The organism is Nocardia sp. NPDC004340 (genome assembly GCF_053602575.1).
Map to the genome: position 1 here is coordinate 491,059 of NZ_JBSGDW010000001.1, position 17,302 is coordinate 508,360.

The window sequence follows — 17,302 nt, forward strand, 5'->3', positions numbered from 1 at the left end:
ATCAGGAACCCATCGTGACGCGAGGTGTGGCCTGAACCGTCTGGCCCACTCGCTCGACCAACAACGCCATCTCGTATCCGACCTGACCGATGTCACACGAGGTGTTGGTCAGGACCGCCAGATACGAGCCGTCACCGACAGCCATGAGCAGCAGGTAGCCGTGTTCCATCTCGACCACCGACTGCAACACGGTGCCGCCCTCGAACAAGTTCGACACACCCACCGAGAGGCTCGCGAGCCCCGCGGTCACTGCGGACAGCTGTTCGGCACGGTCCACGGGCAGCTGCGCGCTCGCGGCCATCAGCAGGCCGTCGGCGGATACCAGGACCGCGTGCGCAACGCCGGGAACCTCATTGGCGAAGTTCGAAACCAGCCAATCCAGCTGACGCTTCGTACCACCTAGATCGGGGTTCATCGGTCTCCTTTATCTCCGGTTAGGTTCATAGCTTGCATCGCGCGGCCATCCCGGACGCCCTTCTGGTGGCGACTCAGACTTGACCTGATGGATTCTGGGTCTCGGTGGGCCGCCTTGTCAGCGTTTCCGTTCACACCGCCGGGCACAAGTCGGTTACCCGGATCACGTTGCGGCAGACCGGCGGCCGTCCGCCTCTCCGGCGCCGATTGGCTGACCCGGTGTGCGGCCTGCCAGCCCTCGTCGCCCGGTGATTCGAAGGACGAGGCCACCTGGGACCGGTCGGCATTCGGATCGGAGAGCCACGCCGACATCATCTCCGCGAAGATCGGCGTGCCGCCCATGATCGAGTCACCGGGGGCGTCCGTCGGCTGCAAACGCGTCTGGAAGAACGACGCCGCCTTGGCCGGGTTCGACCGGAAGCTGTGCCGTCCGGGCTCCTTGACGCCGTCGTCACCGCGCTGCGGCAGACCGACACCCGGAATCGGGGACGGACGCTGCGGCAACACCGAGCCCGGATCCCGCTGCGGCAGACCGGTAGCGCCGCGCTGCGGCAAGCCACCGTCCCGCTGCGGCAGCGGGTCGTTCAACGGATCACGCTGCGGGAGCGGACCACTCAGCGGATCACGCTGAGTCAGACCACCCGAGAGCGAATCGGCACCCGCGGCGGCCGGGCGCTGCGGCTGACCGGCACCCGGACCACGCTGCGGCAAACCACTACCGGAATCCCGCTGCGGCAAGCCGTTCGGGCCACGCTGCGGCAGACCACCAGCGGCGGGACCACCATCACGCTGGGGCAGACCACCGGCGGCAGGGCCACCATCACGCTGCGGCAGACCACCAGCGGCAGGACCACCATCACGCTGCGGCAGACCACCCGGACCACGCTGCGGCAGACCGCCCGCGTTCGAATCACGCTGCGGCAGACCACCGGGAGCGGCATCCCGCTGCGGCAGGCCGCCATCACGCGGGGCGAGACCGTCCCGCGGACGCAGACCCTGCTTGTCCGAATCCTGTGCGGCAAGACCATTGGCCCCGTCGCGCTGCGGCGCGGCACCACGCTGCGGGAGACCACCCGGCGCTCCCGGACCACGCTGCGCCGGAGCGCCATTGGCACCGGGCTGACGGGTCGGCAGACCACCCGCGGCCGAATCACGCGGCGGCAGACCACCGGCAGCGGAGTCACGCTGCGGGAGACCACCAGCGGCAGGGTCGCGCGGCGGCAGACCACCGGCGGCAGAGTCACGCTGCGGGAGACCACCAGCAGCAGGGTCGCGCGGCGGCAGACCACCGGCGGCAGGCTCACGACGGGTCGGGCCCGAGTCCGCGCCACGCGGCGCGGGAGCGCCATTGGCGCCCGGCTCACGCTGCGGCATACCGCTGGGGGCGGAACGCTGCGGCTGTCCCAGCCCGGCTTCACGACCGGGGGCGCCATTGGCGCCCGGCTGACGGGTCGGCAGACCACCCGGCCCGGCCGGAGCCGCGCCCGGCGCGGATTCCCGCGACGGCGGAAGACCCACAGAGGGATTGCGCTGCGGCATCGCACCGGTCTGACCCGGCTGCGGCGCTCCCCCCTGCCCCGGACCACGCGGCGCGGGTCCCGGCTCCCCCGGTGCGCCCGGTCGCGGCGGCATGCCGCCCGGAGCACCTTGACGCTTGAGCATATTGGCGGCGAGGCCGCCCCGCGGCTGCGCCGGGGCCTCGCCCTGGCCGCGCTGCGGAAGGTTGGATCCCGGCTGAACGGCGGGCGCGGACGGACCGTTCGCACCCGGATCCCGCACGGGTAGGCCCGGTCTCGCACCACCCGGCGCGGAACCACCCGGAGCGGAACCGCCCGGCGCGGACACGGTGTGCTTGACGGTCGGACCATTCACACCCGGCTGACGGGTCGGCAGACCGCCCGGCACCTGGGCGCCCGGCTGGCGAGTGGGCAGACCGGTCGCGGCGCTCGCCGCGGCCGGAGCCGGAGCGGGGCTCGGGGCGGCGCCCGCCGCCGTGCCCGCCGGAATCGGCCCGCTCACACCCGGATCCACGGTGACCATGACATTTCCGGTCGCCGTGCGGGTGACCGCGCGCATCTGCATGGAGGCCGGGGCACCGGCCTGGTTGCCCGCACCCTGCGGCGCGGACGCCGTCGGGGCCGGGGCGGGAGCCGGCTGCTGCTGACCCTGCTGCGGCGGCACCGAGATGGCGCCACCCGGCGAGACGATCAGCGGCTTGGGCACGTGCACGGTGACGGTCACACCCGGATCCCGGGCGGTGTCGAAGGTCGGGCGCAGGCGCACCGTCAGGCCGTGGCGCTCGGCCAGGCGGCCGACCACGAACAGACCCATGTGACGCGCGGTGTCCGGGCCGACCTCGGCCACGGCCTCCAGTCGCCGGTTGATCTCGGCCATCTCGGCCGGGGGCATACCGATACCGCGGTCCGCGACCTCGATCAGCAGACCCTGATCGTGGGCCTGGGCGAAGGTGAACTTGACGTCGGTCTCCGGCGGAGAGGCGCGCAGCGCGTTGTCCAGGAGCTCGGCGAACAGGTGCGCGAGGTCGGACGCGGCCGGCTCGACCAGCGAACCACGCGGGGTGGCGCCCAGCTTGACGCGCTCGTAGTCCTCCACCTCGGAGATGGCGGCGCGCAGCACGTCGGCGATCTCGACCGGCGCGGACTTGGTCCGGCGCTGCTTGGTACCGGCCAGAATCAGCAGGTTGTCGCCGTTTCGCCGCATACGGGCGGCGAGGTGGTCGAGACGGAAGAGGTTCTCGAGCAGGCGCGGGTCCTTCTCGTCGTACTCCATCGCCTCGATGAGCGAGAGCTGATGGTCGACAAGGGACTTGGAGCGCCGCGCCAGGGTCTCGAACATGTCGTTGACCTGGGTACGCATGGCGGCCTGGTCGGCGGCCAGGCGCAGCGCCTGACCGTGGATGTCGTCGACGGCGCGAGCCAGCTGGCCGACCTCTTCGTCGGTGTGCACCGGCATCGGTTCCAGCGGAACGTCTTCGGGGTCGGCGCCCTCACGCAGCGCGGAGACTTCCTGGCCGAGGTCGTATTCGGCGACGCGCAGGGCGGCCAGGCGCAGACGGCGCAGCGGGACGATCATCGCGCGCGCGATCAGCACGGCCAGCGCCAAGGCGCCGAGGATGGTGGCGATCACGATGATCGAGTAGCGGATGGCGTCCGAACGGGCCGCCGCCGCCAGGTCGTCGACTCGGGACACGATGTCCTTGGTCGCGCCCGCCGCGATCGACTGATAGCCGTTGATGCTCGCGACCAGCGAGTCCTTCAGCTCGGCCACCGGCAGCTGACCGGCCAGCGCCTGCGGGCCGTTCACCAGCTGCACGCGGGTGTCCGCGCCACGCTGCAGATCGGCGATGGTCGCGTCGCCGTCCGGGAAGCGGTGGGCCAGCACGGCGAGCATCTGCCGCTCGGTGCTGACACTGATCTGGATGTCCTTGAGGCCATCCTTCGGGTTGCTGCGGAGCGCCTCCGCCATGCCGGCGACCTCGTTGAACAGCATCCATCGGGTGTTCAGCGAGTCGACCAGGCGCAGCTTGGACTGGTCCACGTTCTTGTCGGCGATGGTCGCCACGATGGATTCCACCGTGCGCACGCTGTCGCCACGAATCCGCTCGACCTGGGCGACGGTGTCGGGAATCGACTTCGAGGGCGCGAGGCCCTGCGCCCGGATCGCCTTGGCGCCCACGATCATCTCGTCCAGCGCCGAACGGGCGGTGGGGAGGTCACTCAGCCGGGTCGCGGCCTTCTCGGCGAACGAGATCGCCGTATCCAATTGAGTGAGTTCCGGGTCGGAGGTCAAGGACTGGTTCGGGCCCAGCATGACCATCTGGCCACTGGCCACCTGCGCCGCGTCCGCACTGAGACCGGTGATCGCCGGGATCACCCCGACGTGGTCGGTCGCCGTCGAGAGCCTGCTCGAATCGGCGAACTCCGCCGAGATCCTGGACGCACCCAGCACAACAGCGACCAACAACGGCACGGCGAGCACCGCCGTGACCTTCCATCGCAGGTCCCAGTTGCTCAGCGCCCAGCGCTTATTGCTGCCGGACCTAGCGGCGTCACGCATCTCCCACTCACTTTCCAAACTGGCCCCAGCCACGCGCCATCAGCGAGCCTCCGAGCGATCGCACGCTCGGCTCGACAGACGGAGCTGACCGAGAACGGCGGCTGGCCGAGAAATTGCGTCCATGACGGCCGAAATATGTGACATGCGATTCTAACGGATCAATAACTTCTTGTGTGACCTCTTGGCAACCACCGGTCCCTGACCTGCCTATTCCAGGCAAAATCAAAGGTCGCGGCGCCCGCCCGGACGTCGCGTGAAGTCTGCCACAATCAGGCTGATCTATCGAGGCGGGCATCTTCAGCGCTTCTCAGGACACAAGGCGGAGCTAGGGAGTCACCGGGTTGAACGCGAAGCAGGAGTACCGACCGGCGTATCAGCTGAGCCTGGTCGATCCCTCGGAGTTCTGGCGCACCGCGGCCGAATCCATCAGCTGGGACGTGCCTCCCACCCAGATTCTCGATACTGCCGCCCGCCCGGCGGCGCGGTGGTTTCCCGACGCTCGCCTCAACACCTCCTACAACGCGCTGGATCGACATGTGCGCGAGATCACAACTCCCGAAGGCTCTCTCGAAGGCCAGGAGGGAGGCCGCGCCCAACAACCGGCCCTAATATACGACTCGGCTATGACCGGGTCCAGGCGGATTTACACATATCGGGAGTTGCTCGACGAAGTCGCCCGATTTGCCGGATCCATGCTGCGACTGGGCGTCAAGACCGGTGACCGCGTCGTCATCTATATGCCGATGATTCCCGAGGCCGTGATCGCCATGCTCGCCTGCGCCCGGATCGGCGCGGTGCACTCGGTGGTCTTCGGCGGTTTCGCCGCCCACGAACTCGCGGCCCGCATCGACGACGCCGAACCTGTGTTGATCATCACGGCCTCCGGCGGCCTGGAACCCGGACGCCGCATCGAATACCCGCCGATCGTGCTCGCCGCCCTCGACCTCGCCGAGACCACCGCCCCGAGAACCGTGCTGGTCAAGCAGCGGGAGGGCTTCCCCACCATTCGCTTTCCGGCCGCGCAGGCCGCCACCGACTCGCTGCCCGCCTCCAGCGAGACCGTGGTGGCCCGGTGGCTCGATTGGGACGAGGCGCAGATCGGGGCGGAACCGGCCGATCCGGTGTCGATGGCCGCGACCGATCCCCTCTATATCCTCTACACCTCCGGCACCACCGGGAAACCCAAGGGCGTGGTGCGCGACAACGGCGGCCACGCGGTCGCCATGGCCTGGTCCATGCGCAATATCTACGAGGTCGGCGCGGGGCAGACCATGCTCACCACATCCGATATCGGCTGGGTGGTCGGGCACTCCTACATCGTCTACGCGCCGCTGCTGGTCGGGGCCACCACCGTGCTCTACGAGGGCAAGCCGATCGGGACCCCCGACGCGGGCACCTTCTGGCGGTTGGTCGACGAGTACCAGGTGGATGTGATGTTCACCGCGCCGACCGCGCTGCGGGCCATCCGCCGCGCCGACCCGGACGCCGCGCTCGCCCATCAGCACGATCTGTCTCGGCTGCGGGCGCTGTTCTGCGCCGGGGAACGCCTGGATCCGGCCACCTACGAGTGGACCGTGGAGACCCTGCTCGCCGACCGCCCCGACTGCCCGGTGGTGGACCACTGGTGGCAGACCGAGACCGGCTGGCCCATCTGCGCGAACCCGCTCGGACTGCAGCAGCTTCCGATCAAGCCCGGTTCGGCGTCGGTGCCGGTGCCCGGGTACCGGCTGCGGGTGCTGGACTCCGAGGGCAACGCGGTCGCCGCGAACACCGAGGGCAATATCGTCATCGGGCTGCCGCTGCCGCCCGGCACCCTGACCACGCTGTGGAAGGACGACGAGAGGTACGAGCGCTCCTATCTCTCCGCGTACCCCGGCCACTATCTGACCGGGGACTCCGGCTATTTCGACGAGGACGGCTACCTGTTCGTCCTGGGCCGCAGTGACGACGTCATCAATATGGCCGGGCACCGGCTGTCCGCGGGCGGGATCGAGGCGGCCATCGCCGGGCATCCGGCCGTGGCCGAGACCGCGGTCGTCGGTATCCCCGACGAGCTCAAGGGACAGCGGCCGATCGGGTACGTGGTGCTCAAGACCGGCGTCGACATGGAGGCCGAGCGGCTGCGCGCGGAGATCATCGACCGGGTGCGGGAGCGGGTCGGGGCCATCGCCACCCTCTACGACGTGGTCGTGGTCACCTCGCTGCCCAAGACCCGGTCGGGAAAGATCCTGCGCCGCACCATGCGTCAGATCGCCTCGGGTGAATCCTTCGAGGTGCCGCCGACCATCGACGACGCCACCATGCTGCCCACCCTGGAGAAGCAGATCCGCGACGCGGTGACCTTGATGGAGGACAAGGAGCGCATCGCCGCCGCCGATGCCGCCGCGGTCGCCACCACCCCGATCCGCCGCCCGGACCCGGCCGCCGCCGATCCGGCCGCTCAGCCCGGGGATCAAGCCGTCTCGGGCTAGCCTCAGAGTCTTTTCAGAATTGGCTCATCGACCTCCTAGAGCGGTCGTTTAGCGTCGGTCGGGCGCGCGGGAATCGCGCGCGCCCCGTTGCTGTGCCTACTGAGAAGAAGGTCGCTGTATGAGCTTCGTCCGTAATCGTCGTGCCGGTGTGCTCTTCGGAGCCGGTGCGGTCGCCGCCGTCGCCCTCGCCTTCGCGCCCGCCACCGCCTCCGCCTCACCCGCGGATCTGGTTGCGCCGCTCCTGAACTCCACCTGCAGCTTCGCCCAGGTGGACGCCGCCCTGCACGACAAGTCCCCGATGCTGGCCCAGTACCTCGATCAGAACCCCGGCTACAAGGCGGAATTGAAGGCCAAGTTCGACCTCTCCCCCGCCGAGCGACAGGCCGAGCTCGACCAGTACCTGCGCGCCAACCCGGACGCCGCCAACCAGGCCGCGAGCGACCCGCGCGCCGGTGGAATCGCCGCCACGATCCAGCAGGTCGCCGATTCCTGCCACAACTACTGACACCCCGGCTGCCAGAATGGAGCCCGTGGTCGAACGCGGTGAGGTACCAACAGTCCTGGTCGTCGACGACGATGAGGACGTGCTCGCATCGGTCGAGCGCGGGCTCCGGCTGTCCGGTTTCCGGGTGGTGATCGCCCGGGACGGGGCGGCGGCGCTCCGCAGTGTCAATGAATTCGCCCCGGACGCGGTCGTGCTCGATATGAACATGCCGATCCTGGACGGGGCGGGCGTGGTGACCGCGCTGCGGGCCATGGGCAACGAGGTGCCGATCTGTGTGCTGTCGGCCCGCAGTTCGGTGGACGACCGCATCGCCGGGCTGGAGTCGGGGGCCGACGATTACCTGGTCAAACCGTTCGTGCTCGCCGAGCTCGTGGCGCGGATCAAAGCGCTGCTGCGGCGGCGCAGTGACGTACCGGCCTCCGCGATCCCGGGCGCGATCACCGTGGGGCCCTTGGAAGTCGATGTCGCGGGCTATCGGGCGCTGCTGCACGGCACCGAGATCGAGCTCACCAAGCGCGAATTCGAGTTGTTGTCCACGCTGGCCCGCAGCGCCGGGGTGGTGCTGAGCCGGGAACGGCTGCTGGAACTGGTGTGGGGCTACGACTTCGCGGCCGACACCAATGTGGTGGACGTGTTCGTGGGTTATCTGCGGCGTAAGCTCGAGGTCGAGGGCGCCCCGCGCCTGCTGCACACCATCCGCGGCGTCGGGTTCGTCCTGCGGGCGCCGAAATGACGTCCGCGGCGGGCCCTTCCGCGCCCGGGGGCAGCCGCCGCCGCTGGTCCTACACGCTGCGGGTGCGCGTCGCCGCCGCCGCGGCGCTGGGCGCGACCGTCATCGTGGCGATCCTGAGCTGGATCACCATCTACGCCATCGGCCGCAGCAATATGGCCCAGGCCGATCAGCAGTTGTCGATGGTGTCGCGCCTGGTGCTGATCCAGCCGGTCTTCGCGGTCAATGTGGTCGACATCCTCGCGCCCAACAAGGAAATGGCGCTGACGGTCCGCCTGAACGACCGCGCGCTGGCCAGTACGCCGGTGAAACTGCCGGTGCTGCCGGTCGGCAATGCCACCGTCACCGTGGACGGCAACGCCTACCGGGTGCTCACCACCACCGAGGCGCAGCCCGCGGGACAGGTTGTGTCCCTGGGCATTCCGACCAATCAGACCGAGAAGACCATCAATGAGCAGCGACGCTGGGTGTACCTGGCCGCGGCGCTCGCGGTGACCGCGTCGGCGGGGCTGGGCTGGCTGTTCGGCGGGCGCGCGGTGCGGCCCATCGTGAAACTCACCCGGGACCTCGACGAGCGCGGGCCCACCGGGGAATCGGAAGTCCCGCTCTCGGTGGACGGTTCGGGCGTGAAGGAGGCGGACAAGCTCGCCGAGGCCGTCAACACGCTGCTGGAACGGGTGGACCGGGCGCAGACCGAGACCGCCACCGCGCTCGAGACCGCCCGCGATTTCGCGGCGGTGTCCGCGCACGAACTGCGCACCCCGCTCACCGCCATGCGCACCGACCTCGAGGTGCTCAGCACCCTGGACCTGAACGAGGAACAGCGCCGCGAGATCCTCACCGACCTGCAACGCGGTCAGAATCGGGTGGAGACCACGCTGGCCGCGCTGGAACGGCTGGCCGCCGGCGACCTCACCCACGAACGCGACCACGTGGTCACCGACGTGGTCGAGCTGTGCGACGCCGCCGCCCACGACGCCATGCGGCACTTCCCGCAGCTGAAGGTGTGGATCGAGGCCGACGCCGAGCTCGTCACCCGGGGACTGCCCACCGGGCTGCGGCTGGCCGTGGACAACGCGCTCACCAATTCCGCGCGGCACGGCGGGGCCACCGAGGCGCTGGTGACGGCGCATCGCGCGCCCGACGGACGCATCGTGATCACCGTCGACGACAACGGCCGCGGCCTGCCCGCCCACGAGCGGGAGCAGGTGTTCGCGCGCTTCTTCCGGGGCAGCCAGGCCACCAAGGGCGGGTCCGGGCTGGGTCTGGCGCTGGTGGCGCAGCAGGCCCAATTGCACGGCGGCCGAGCCTATTTCGACGACGGCATGCTGGGTGGGGTGCGGCTGGTGCTGGAGCTCCCCGATCGCGGGGCGTGGCCGCCGCCACCCGCGCGGATGTGAACGCACCGGTCTTTACCGAACTCTCAGACATCCATCAGAGCAGCGGACATACCCGGCCTCTACGGTCTGAATCGTGTTCGGAAAACGTGCTCGCTGGGTCCTGATCGTCCTGCTGCTCGCCGCCGCGGTCGCTGCGAGCGTCGTCGGCATCGGCCGCCTGCGGACCGCGCCCACGGCGGTCGCGCTCGTCAACGGCGATTCCGGCCCGCTGGGCGCGCGCATCGCGAAGGACTTGCAGGCCAGTGGAATCCGGCACTGGGAGGTGGTCGACGAGGCGAGCCCCACGGACTACGCCGCGGTGATCACGCTGCCCGCCGACCTGACCGCCGACATCAACTCCCTGGTCACCGACAAGCCGAAGAAGGCTCAGGTCACCGTGGCCACGCACGACCGCGCCGACCCGAACCTGGTCAACGACGCGGTGAGCGAGGTGACCAAGAAGGTCAGCGCGGCCGGGCTGGACACCCTGTTCTCGACCATGAACACCGCGCGCCTGCAGGTGTCGCAGATCGCCGGGACCTCGGGCATGCTGAGCGCGGGCGTGCAGGCGGCCGCGGACGGCGCGCAGCAGTTCTCCGGCGGCGCGGATCAGCTGACCGATTTCCTGGCGCAGGCGAAAGCCGGTGCGGGGCAGCTGACTTCGGGAATCGACGCCCTGAACACCACCCTGTCGGCGGCGACCACGCAGGCGAATCAGCTTGCCACGGCGCTGGATTCGACCGGCGTCACCATGTGGCAGGTCTCGCAGGCGGCGAGTGCGCTGTCGGGCGGGTTGAACGTGGTGGTGCCGTTGTTGCAGGGGCTGCCGATCGCCACGGATCCGCAATTGGCGAGTGTGATCACCCAATTGCAGGGTCTGCGCAATATCGCGAATCAGGCGGATGTCCAGCTCAGTGGCTTCGCGAATCTGACAGGCACGCAAGTCACTCCGGATACCAAGGTCGGGCAGCTGCTGCGTGACGCGGCCGGACGACTGAATGACGCAAGCGCCCAGTTGAATCAGGGCGCGTCGCTCGCACAGAGCATTCCCGCGATCGCCGATCAGGCCGGCGCCCAGCTGGTCACCGCCATGCAGGCACTGACCGGCGGCGTGGCCCAATTGCAGTCCGTCACCAAGCTTCTGAGCAATCAGACCAACCAGGCCATGGGCGCGCTCCCCCAGCTCGGCGTGCCGCAGCAGACCGTGATCGCGGCCGCCCTCACCGATCCCGTGGACATCGTGCGAAAATAACGTTCGCAAACAATTAGCAACGATCGGCGGTTCGCCGGAGTACACTGTGCCCGAATTGCTCTAATCGACCCGTTTCATGAGCTCGTCCGCTTCATCCGCATCTTGGCTCCACTCAGCGCCCGGTATCGGAGAGGAAACGATCGTGAGCATGCTCATCGCCGCACACGACATGTACGGCACGGTTCTCGCCCAGCTCGGCAATCCCACCGCGGAAACCCCGCCCATGGCGGACAAGATGATGAAGATGTTCCGCTACTTCACCTGGTTCACCCAGATGTCCGGCATCGCGGCCATCACCTACGGTGGCGGGCGTTTCGCCTGGGAAAAGTGGGGCGGCGGCTCGGCCTCGCCCAAGATGGTCGCCAACGCGATGCTGGGCGGCGCGACCGCCACCAGCGCGGGAACCATCATGAACGCCATCGTCGGCTAGCGATTCGGGGGGGACAATGCGGGGGCCATACCGTTCACGGAATGTGTTGCTTTGTTCCGTGACCTGCCCGATTGCTCGGACAGGGTTGACCCGCAACCATGATTGCGGGTCTTCCCGTGGCGATACCGCTGCCCGGCGAACCGGGTCTGACACGGTTTCCATCGGGCATGTTTACCGTCGCGCCGCAACTCTGCGTCGACGCCCACGCTGCCAAATTGCTGGCAGCGTTGAGATCACGATCCAGTACGAGTCCGCACCGATCGCACACGAACACCCGCTCGGACAAGGCCAGTTTGGCTTTCACCCACCCACACGACGAGCAAGTCTTGGAACTCGGAAAGAACCGATCCGCCACCACCAGACGACCACCACGGCGGCGAGTCTTGTAGTCGAGTTGACGTCGTAACTCAGCGAACCCCACGTCAGCGATGTGCTTGGCGAGACGCCGATTGCTCAGCATTCCCGCCACATTGAGATCTTCGACCACGATGGTGCCGAACCGGGCTGCCAGTGCAGTAGTGAGCTTGTGCAGGCGGTCGCGGCGCATCGCTGCTACTCGCGCCTCCATTAAGACAACTCGAGCGTTGGCTTCCGACCACCGCGCTGACGGCGACACCCCGCGGCGGTGGTCCGGTCCCTGTCGTCGAGCGCGGGTGCGAGCCAGACGACGTCGGCACCGTTGGAGGCGCAGGTAAGGACGGGGATTAGGTACTCGCCCTTCTGGATCGGTGAGACCGGGCATCGGGCCGGAGATAACGGCGAGATTCTTCACCCCGACATCCACCCCCACCCGAGCGTCTGGCAGGACCGGTGGCCGGTCACAGCGTCGCACGTGGACGGTGAACGACACCCACCAGCGTCCACCCTGCCACGCGAGGGTCATCGATCCCAGCCGGGCCGTCCCGTTCGCCAGGCGCCGCGCCAGTTTCCGGGTCGATTCCCCGGTCCGCACCGACCCGATACGAGGAATCTTCACCCTGCGACATCCGTCGCTTAGACCATAGGAACCGGTGGTCACAGTGAACGAGGCCCGCGACTGCTTCCTCTTCCATCGTGGCAACCCGATCCGCCGCCCGGGCCGGGCACCCCGTTTGGATGCCGCGTAGTTGGCGAACGCCTCGGCAAGCTGAGCGAGTCCGCTCGCGTAGGCCTCCTTGCTGTTCTCTGCCCACCATGGGGCGACCTGGTCCTTGTTCGCGTTCCAGGCTTTGCGTAATCCATAGGCGGACAGGGTGATCCACGGGGTGAGGTCGTCCGCTGCGATACCGTAGCTGGATTCGGCGGCACGTTGGTCCCAGTTGGCGAGCACCTGGCGCAAGCCCCAGTTGTAGGCGAAACGGGCTGCCCCGCAGTGAGACCGCAAGGCTTGTTCTTGCTCGGTGGTCGGTTCCAGGGCGAACCGGTAGGCCTGCAGAGTCGACTCCGCCACCGCATCGGGTGACACAGGCGAGGCCCCAGTTTCGCTCACGTGTTCGAGGCTAGGAATCTCCCGGCGACACGACAACCCTCAAACCGTTGACACGCCATAATAATCCATGCCAGGCCACGGCTGGCCCGCTACGGAACACTACGAGCCGGCACGAAAGACCCAACAGTCGAAACCCCGCATCCTCTTGGGGAGGAACCGATGACCTACGGCAACGATCCCTACTCGCAGCAGCCGCCTCCGGGGTACGGGCAGCAACCGCCTCCCGGATACGGTCAGCAACCGCCCGGCGGCTTCCCCGGGCAGCCCGGGGGCTACGGCTACCAGCCGGGCTACGCCGCCTATCCCCCGCCGCCCTACGCCAGCTGGGGCGCGCGTGTCGGCGCGTACCTGATCGACCGGCTGATCGTGTTCGTGCCCGCGGCCATCTTCTACGGGCTCGGCTTCGCCATCGGGTTCAAGGACGCCGACTGCGTGACCGAGCAGACCGACACCTCCTACAGCACCAACTGCTCGGGCGGACTGTCGGGCGCGGGCGTCGCGCTCATCGTGGTCGGCGCTCTCATCGCCTTCATCGGCGCGCTCTGGCTCATCTACCGGGAAGGCACCACCGGTCAGACCCCGGGCCGGAAGATGCTCGGCATCAAGCTCGTTCGCGAAGCGGACGGCCAGGTGCTGGGCTTCGGCATGGCCTTCGTCCGCCAGCTCTGCCACGTCGTGGACAGCCTCGCCTGCTATATAGGCTGGTTCTGGCCGATCTGGGACGCCAAGCGGCAGACCTTCGCCGACAAGATCATGAGCAGCATCGTCGTCAAGGTGTGAGGCTTCGGAGACAACAGTGCCCGCCGCGCGGAATGCGCGGCGGGCACGTGTTTTTCAGCGACCCGGAGGCGTCAGTTCACGACGTCCAGCAGGTCGATGACGAAGACCAGGGTCTTGCCCGAGAGCTGGTGACCGCCGCCGGCCTCGCCGTAGGCCAGCTTCGGCGGGATGGTCAGCTGGCGACGGCCGCCCACCTTCATGCCGGGGATGCCGTCCTGCCAGCCCTGGATCAGGCCGCGCAGCGGGAAGACGATCGACTCGCCACGGTCCCAGGAGGCGTCGAACTGCGCGCCGGAGTCGTACTCGACACCCACGTAGTGGACATCGACGGTGTCGCCGGGCTTGGCTTCACTGCCCTCACCCACGACGAGGTCCTTGATCACGAGCTCGGCGGGGGCGGGGCCGTCCTGAAACTCGATTTCCGGCTTGCTGCTCATGGGCTGTCCTCTTCGATTAGGGGATCGGAACGTGATCTACCCTATGCCCCGCCCATTCGCCCGCCCCGAGCGGAGGCGAAAATGGGCGCGTGGCCGAAGTGATCGATATCGACGACCCCGCCGATCCCCGGGTCGCCGATTTCCGCGACCTCAATAACGCCGACCGCCGACCCGATCTGCCGGGCGGAAAAGGCCTGGTGATCGCGGAGGGCGTGGTGGTGGTGCAGCGCATGCTGGCGTCGCGGTTCACGCCGTTCGCATTGTTCGGCGTCGCGAACCGATATGAGCAGCTGCGCGAGGATCTCGCGGCCGTGGATATTCCGTATTACCGCACCAGTGCCGCGGTGATGGCGGAGGTCGTGGGATTCCATTTGAATCGAGGCGTGCTCGCGGGGGCTTATCGGCCGCGTGAACTCGGTGCCGCGGAAGTACTGGAGGACGCGCGCACCGTCGCGGTGCTCGAGGGCGTGAACGACCACGAGAACATCGGTTCCGTCTTCCGCAACGCGGCCGGACTCGGCGCGGACGCGGTGCTGTTCGGCGACCGCTGCTCGGATCCGCTGTACCGGCGCGCCGTGCGCGTGTCCATGGGGCACGTGCTGCGGGTGCCGTTCGCCCAGCTGCCGCCGTTCCCGGCGGGCCTGGAGGTGCTGCGCGAGCGCGGTTTCCAGATCGTCGCGCTCACCCCGAACCCGAAGGCGGGCACCCTCGCCACCGCCATGACCGGCGACCGGGTGGCGCTGCTGCTCGGCGCGGAAGGCCCCGGCCTGACCGAGGAGACCATGCGCGCCAGCGACATTCGGGCCCGCATCCCTATGACTCCCGGCACCGATTCCCTTAATGTGGCGACAGCGGCCGCCATGGCCTTCTACGAGAGAGTGCGTGCGCAGTGAGTCATCCGCCCGACGGACCGTACGGATACGGATATTCCGAACCCACGCCCTGGGCCAGCGGCATCGCCGTGGTCGTCATGGTGGCGGCGCTGACCGCGACGGGCGTGTACGCCTTCGGGGCGGCGCTGGCGCAGATCCATCCGCTGCTGTCGGTGGTGGTCAATCTGATCGCGGTGGGCGGGGCCGCGCCGACGGCCTGGCGCTGGCGGTTCGCCCCGGTGACCCGCTGGGTGATCGCGGGACTGGGCGTGGGCGTGCTGGTGGCCTGGCTGAGCCTGCTGCTGTCCTGAACCGGCCGGGAGAATTCGGTCAGGAGACGCGGTCCCGGCCGCGCAGCCAGCCGAACAGTCCGCGTCTGCCGTTGCCGTGCTCGATCGGGGGTTCCGGTGCGCTGTCCAGCCGCGGCGCTTCACCCTTGGGGTACAGCGAGAATCCGCAGACCTCGATCTGCTCGGAGGTCAGGGCGTCCGCGGAAGTTTTGCCGCGGTAACGGAATCCGAGCCACTGCTCGTTGGCGGCGTCCGCGAAGGCGGGCGGATCGAAGGGCAGCAGCTGCGGGTCGAGCAGTTCGCCGGGGGTGAGGACGATCGGATGCTCGCCCGCCCAGTACGGCCGCTCCCAGACCCGCGGCATGCCCTCGTCCTCGAGGATATTGACCCGGGTCGCGCTGAAGGAGCGGCGGAATTCGCCACGCTCCCAATGCGCGAACGCCCCCCAGCCCAGCGACAGGTCGTAGGAGATCAGGTAGGTCTGCTCGGAGGCGAGCGGGCGGACCAGCAGTTCGGGCAGCCGGGTGGGCCGCGGCAGCGCGGCCTGGGTGGAACACACCACCGTGACGCCGGGATAGCAACCGATGTACATGGATTCGGGGTCCGGGCCGGCCCACACCTTCATGCTGCCGGAGGCGGCGGGCACCACGTCCCGGTCCGGATTGAGCTGCCGGGCGAGCGCGAAGGCGGCATCGGGATCGGGTCCTGGATGCGCGCGCAGCACGGCCACCGGATCGGGGGCGTCGACGTACCACAGGGATGAGACCGTTGATGGCACCGACGTCACCTCCCTCGCGCACTGGCTACTTTTGAGCAACGCATAGCGGCCGGTCGGGGCCGACATCGATCGGCCGGGACCGACCCGCCAACAGGATTGAATCTACCCCCGCGACAGCCCGAAATGCGGCTGTTGCCAACGCCGTTTCGCGGCGCGGCGACGAACGACCTGCCGGAAGATCAGCAACCCTCCGGCATTCGCGAAGATCGAAAAAGCGTCAGCGACTCGAGCCGAACGCGATCAGTGACCCGAGCTGCGCACGCCTAGGAGCACGTCCTCCCAGGACGGCATCGGCGCCTTACCGCCACGCTTGGCCCGATTCGGCTTCTGCGCGTTGGACTTCGCCGCGGGCTGTGCGGGAGCCGGGGCCGGCGCCGGTTCCGGCGTGGGCTCGGCGGCCGGAGCCGGAGCGGGCGGGGTGGCGGGCGGCGCCGGGGCGGCCGCCGCCGGAGTCGCGGGCTGCGCCGGAGCCGCCGGTTCCTTCGCGGCCGGAGCCGGAGCGGGAGCGGGCGCCGGAGCGCCCGCGGTGGTCACCGGCACGGTGCCGTCACCGACCGCGGCACGCTGCTCGTAGTAGTCATCCACGTTCTGCTGCTGGGCGACTCGCGCGGGGGCGGGCTCGTAGTCGGAGCCGCGCTCCTCACGCACCGCGGGCGCGGGCGCGGGGACCGTCTCCACCACCGGATCGGTCTGGTCCGGCAGGATGGTCGCCAGGCCGCGCAGGGCCCGGCCGAAGTCGGGGTCGATGAGGTCGGAGGCCGGATCGTCGAGCGGCACCACGGAGCCGCCGTGCGCGTCGGGCTGGTAGCGCCAGTGCGCGGCGATCACCGAACGGCCCGCCTGCCACTGCAATTGGGCCACCCAGTAGCCCTTCTCGTCCTTCCAGGCGTCCCATTCGGCGACCTCGATATTGTGGCCGCGCTCGGCGAACGCGGCCGACACGATCTCGATCAGGGTCTCCACGGCGGGGCCGTCGTTGCGGACCGGGTGGGCCTTCTGCGCCAGCTCCGCGGCCCGGGCGCGTTCCAGCAGAACGGGATACGCGAAACGTTCGACGCGAGACAGCGGCATGCCCGACTCTTCGGTGACCTGCTCCACCGAGGCGCCGGCACGGATACGAGCCTGGATATCGCGAGGGCGCATCGTGGCTTCCGTTTCGATCTCGATTTGGCCGAATCGGGCAAGATCTCCGCGGGCAGCGGCGCGCAGTTTATCGTCGGCGGCAAGCCGGTACTTCTGGCCGCTCTCCGTATCGATGCATACGATATGCGTGGAATCGGGCGTCAATCCGATTACTCGAAGTTCACGCACCGTTACCTCCTGTTCGCTGCGCAACTCACAGCTATAGCTAGGCTCGCGACACCGCCCACGTTCTGGAACAGTAGTGCACTTCTGTGAATCATGGGGCAAGACACGCGG

General features: G+C 68.8%; 15 protein-coding genes. 9 read left to right on the top strand and 6 right to left on the bottom strand.

Annotation, left to right across the window (positions count from 1 at the left end; all coding sequences use genetic code 11):
- Nucleotide 1: 1 nt before the first annotated feature.
- Together ACWEOI_RS01990 and ACWEOI_RS01995 are read right to left on the bottom strand one after the other, a co-directional pair.
- Nucleotides 2-415 carry a roadblock/LC7 domain-containing protein gene (locus ACWEOI_RS01990; protein ID WP_029930951.1) on the bottom strand — a complete coding sequence of 138 codons (414 nt, stop codon included), beginning with the start codon at nucleotides 413-415 and terminating at the stop codon, nucleotides 2-4.
- Nucleotides 412-4,491: an ATP-binding protein gene (locus ACWEOI_RS01995; RefSeq protein ID WP_452358718.1), complete on the bottom strand. Its 4,080-nt coding sequence runs from the start codon at nucleotides 4,489-4,491 to the stop codon at nucleotides 412-414. Before ACWEOI_RS01995 ends, ACWEOI_RS01990 begins: the two co-directional genes overlap by 4 nt.
- Before the next feature lie 341 nt (nucleotides 4,492-4,832).
- Between ACWEOI_RS01995 and ACWEOI_RS02000 the strand changes: the two genes are divergently transcribed.
- The 6 genes from ACWEOI_RS02000 (at nucleotide 4,833) to ACWEOI_RS02025 (ending at nucleotide 11,258) form a co-directional block, all read left to right on the top strand.
- Nucleotides 4,833-6,962 (top strand): AMP-binding protein, encoded by a 2,130-nt coding sequence (locus tag ACWEOI_RS02000; RefSeq protein WP_452358719.1) that lies wholly within the window; start codon nucleotides 4,833-4,835, stop codon nucleotides 6,960-6,962.
- 118 nt (nucleotides 6,963-7,080) lie between these two features.
- Nucleotides 7,081-7,467: a hemophore-related protein gene (locus tag ACWEOI_RS02005; RefSeq protein ID WP_452358720.1), complete on the top strand. Its 387-nt coding sequence runs from the start codon at nucleotides 7,081-7,083 to the stop codon at nucleotides 7,465-7,467.
- Nucleotides 7,468-7,492: 25 nt separating this feature from the next.
- Nucleotides 7,493-8,200, top strand: a complete 708-nt coding sequence (locus ACWEOI_RS02010; protein ID WP_433670477.1) for a response regulator — start codon at nucleotides 7,493-7,495, stop codon at nucleotides 8,198-8,200.
- Nucleotides 8,197-9,597, top strand: coding sequence for an ATP-binding protein (locus ACWEOI_RS02015; RefSeq protein ID WP_452358721.1), 1,401 nt, complete (start codon nucleotides 8,197-8,199; stop codon nucleotides 9,595-9,597). Before ACWEOI_RS02010 ends, ACWEOI_RS02015 begins: the two co-directional genes overlap by 4 nt.
- A gap of 73 nt (nucleotides 9,598-9,670) precedes the next feature.
- A complete protein-coding gene (locus ACWEOI_RS02020) occupies nucleotides 9,671-10,828 on the top strand; it encodes a YhgE/Pip domain-containing protein (protein WP_379278520.1) in 1,158 nt (385 codons plus the stop codon).
- 148 nt (nucleotides 10,829-10,976) lie between these two features.
- A complete protein-coding gene (locus ACWEOI_RS02025; protein WP_357089931.1) occupies nucleotides 10,977-11,258 on the top strand; it encodes a hypothetical protein in 282 nt (93 codons plus the stop codon).
- A gap of 34 nt (nucleotides 11,259-11,292) precedes the next feature.
- On the opposite strand, the gene tnpB is transcribed toward ACWEOI_RS02025, so the two are convergent.
- Nucleotides 11,293-12,726, bottom strand: coding sequence for an IS607 family element RNA-guided endonuclease TnpB (tnpB, locus tag ACWEOI_RS02030; RefSeq protein WP_452358722.1), 1,434 nt, complete (start codon nucleotides 12,724-12,726; stop codon nucleotides 11,293-11,295).
- Nucleotides 12,727-12,885: 159 nt separating this feature from the next.
- Between tnpB and ACWEOI_RS02035 the strand changes: the two genes are divergently transcribed.
- On the top strand, nucleotides 12,886-13,506 hold the full coding sequence (locus ACWEOI_RS02035; RefSeq protein ID WP_452358723.1) for an RDD family protein: 621 nt from the start codon (nucleotides 12,886-12,888) through the stop codon (nucleotides 13,504-13,506).
- 71 nt (nucleotides 13,507-13,577) lie between these two features.
- Here ACWEOI_RS02035 and ACWEOI_RS02040 read toward each other — a convergent pair whose 3' ends face one another.
- Nucleotides 13,578-13,943, bottom strand: a complete 366-nt coding sequence (locus tag ACWEOI_RS02040; RefSeq protein ID WP_433670471.1) for an FKBP-type peptidyl-prolyl cis-trans isomerase — start codon at nucleotides 13,941-13,943, stop codon at nucleotides 13,578-13,580.
- Nucleotides 13,944-14,032: 89 nt separating this feature from the next.
- On the opposite strand from ACWEOI_RS02040, the gene ACWEOI_RS02045 reads away from it, so the two are divergent.
- Together ACWEOI_RS02045 and ACWEOI_RS02050 are read left to right on the top strand one after the other, a co-directional pair.
- Nucleotides 14,033-14,836 (top strand): TrmH family RNA methyltransferase, encoded by an 804-nt coding sequence (locus ACWEOI_RS02045; protein WP_452358724.1) that lies wholly within the window; start codon nucleotides 14,033-14,035, stop codon nucleotides 14,834-14,836.
- Nucleotides 14,833-15,126, top strand: coding sequence for a DUF2537 domain-containing protein (locus ACWEOI_RS02050; RefSeq protein WP_379278516.1), 294 nt, complete (start codon nucleotides 14,833-14,835; stop codon nucleotides 15,124-15,126). The genes ACWEOI_RS02045 and ACWEOI_RS02050 overlap by 4 nt, the downstream gene beginning before the upstream one ends.
- 19 nt (nucleotides 15,127-15,145) lie before the next feature.
- Here ACWEOI_RS02050 and ACWEOI_RS02055 read toward each other — a convergent pair whose 3' ends face one another.
- Both ACWEOI_RS02055 and sepH read right to left on the bottom strand, forming a co-directional pair.
- The gene (locus ACWEOI_RS02055; RefSeq protein ID WP_433670467.1) at nucleotides 15,146-15,883 is read right to left on the bottom strand and encodes a DUF6928 family protein; all 738 of its coding nucleotides are present in this window, start codon (nucleotides 15,881-15,883) and stop codon (nucleotides 15,146-15,148) included.
- A 240-nt stretch (nucleotides 15,884-16,123) separates the two neighbouring features.
- On the bottom strand, nucleotides 16,124-17,194 hold the full coding sequence (gene sepH / locus ACWEOI_RS02060) for a septation protein SepH (protein ID WP_452358725.1): 1,071 nt from the start codon (nucleotides 17,192-17,194) through the stop codon (nucleotides 16,124-16,126).
- Between the last annotated feature and the right edge of the window lie 108 nt (nucleotides 17,195-17,302).

What these genes read in the sequence shown, in the direction of transcription:
- ACWEOI_RS01990 (WP_029930951.1), bottom strand. Translation starts at nt 415, where the DNA reads ATGAACCCCGATCTAGGTGGTACGAAGCGTCAGCTGGATTGGCTGGTT.
- ACWEOI_RS01995 (WP_452358718.1), bottom strand. Translation starts at nt 4,491, where the DNA reads ATGCGTGACGCCGCTAGGTCCGGCAGCAATAAGCGCTGGGCGCTGAGC.
- ACWEOI_RS02005 (WP_452358720.1), top strand. Translation starts at nt 7,081, where the DNA reads ATGAGCTTCGTCCGTAATCGTCGTGCCGGTGTGCTCTTCGGAGCCGGT.
- ACWEOI_RS02015 (WP_452358721.1), top strand. Translation starts at nt 8,197, where the DNA reads ATGACGTCCGCGGCGGGCCCTTCCGCGCCCGGGGGCAGCCGCCGCCGC.
- ACWEOI_RS02025 (WP_357089931.1), top strand. Translation starts at nt 10,977, where the DNA reads ATGCTCATCGCCGCACACGACATGTACGGCACGGTTCTCGCCCAGCTC.
- ACWEOI_RS02035 (WP_452358723.1), top strand. Translation starts at nt 12,886, where the DNA reads ATGACCTACGGCAACGATCCCTACTCGCAGCAGCCGCCTCCGGGGTAC.
- ACWEOI_RS02040 (WP_433670471.1), bottom strand. Translation starts at nt 13,943, where the DNA reads ATGAGCAGCAAGCCGGAAATCGAGTTTCAGGACGGCCCCGCCCCCGCC.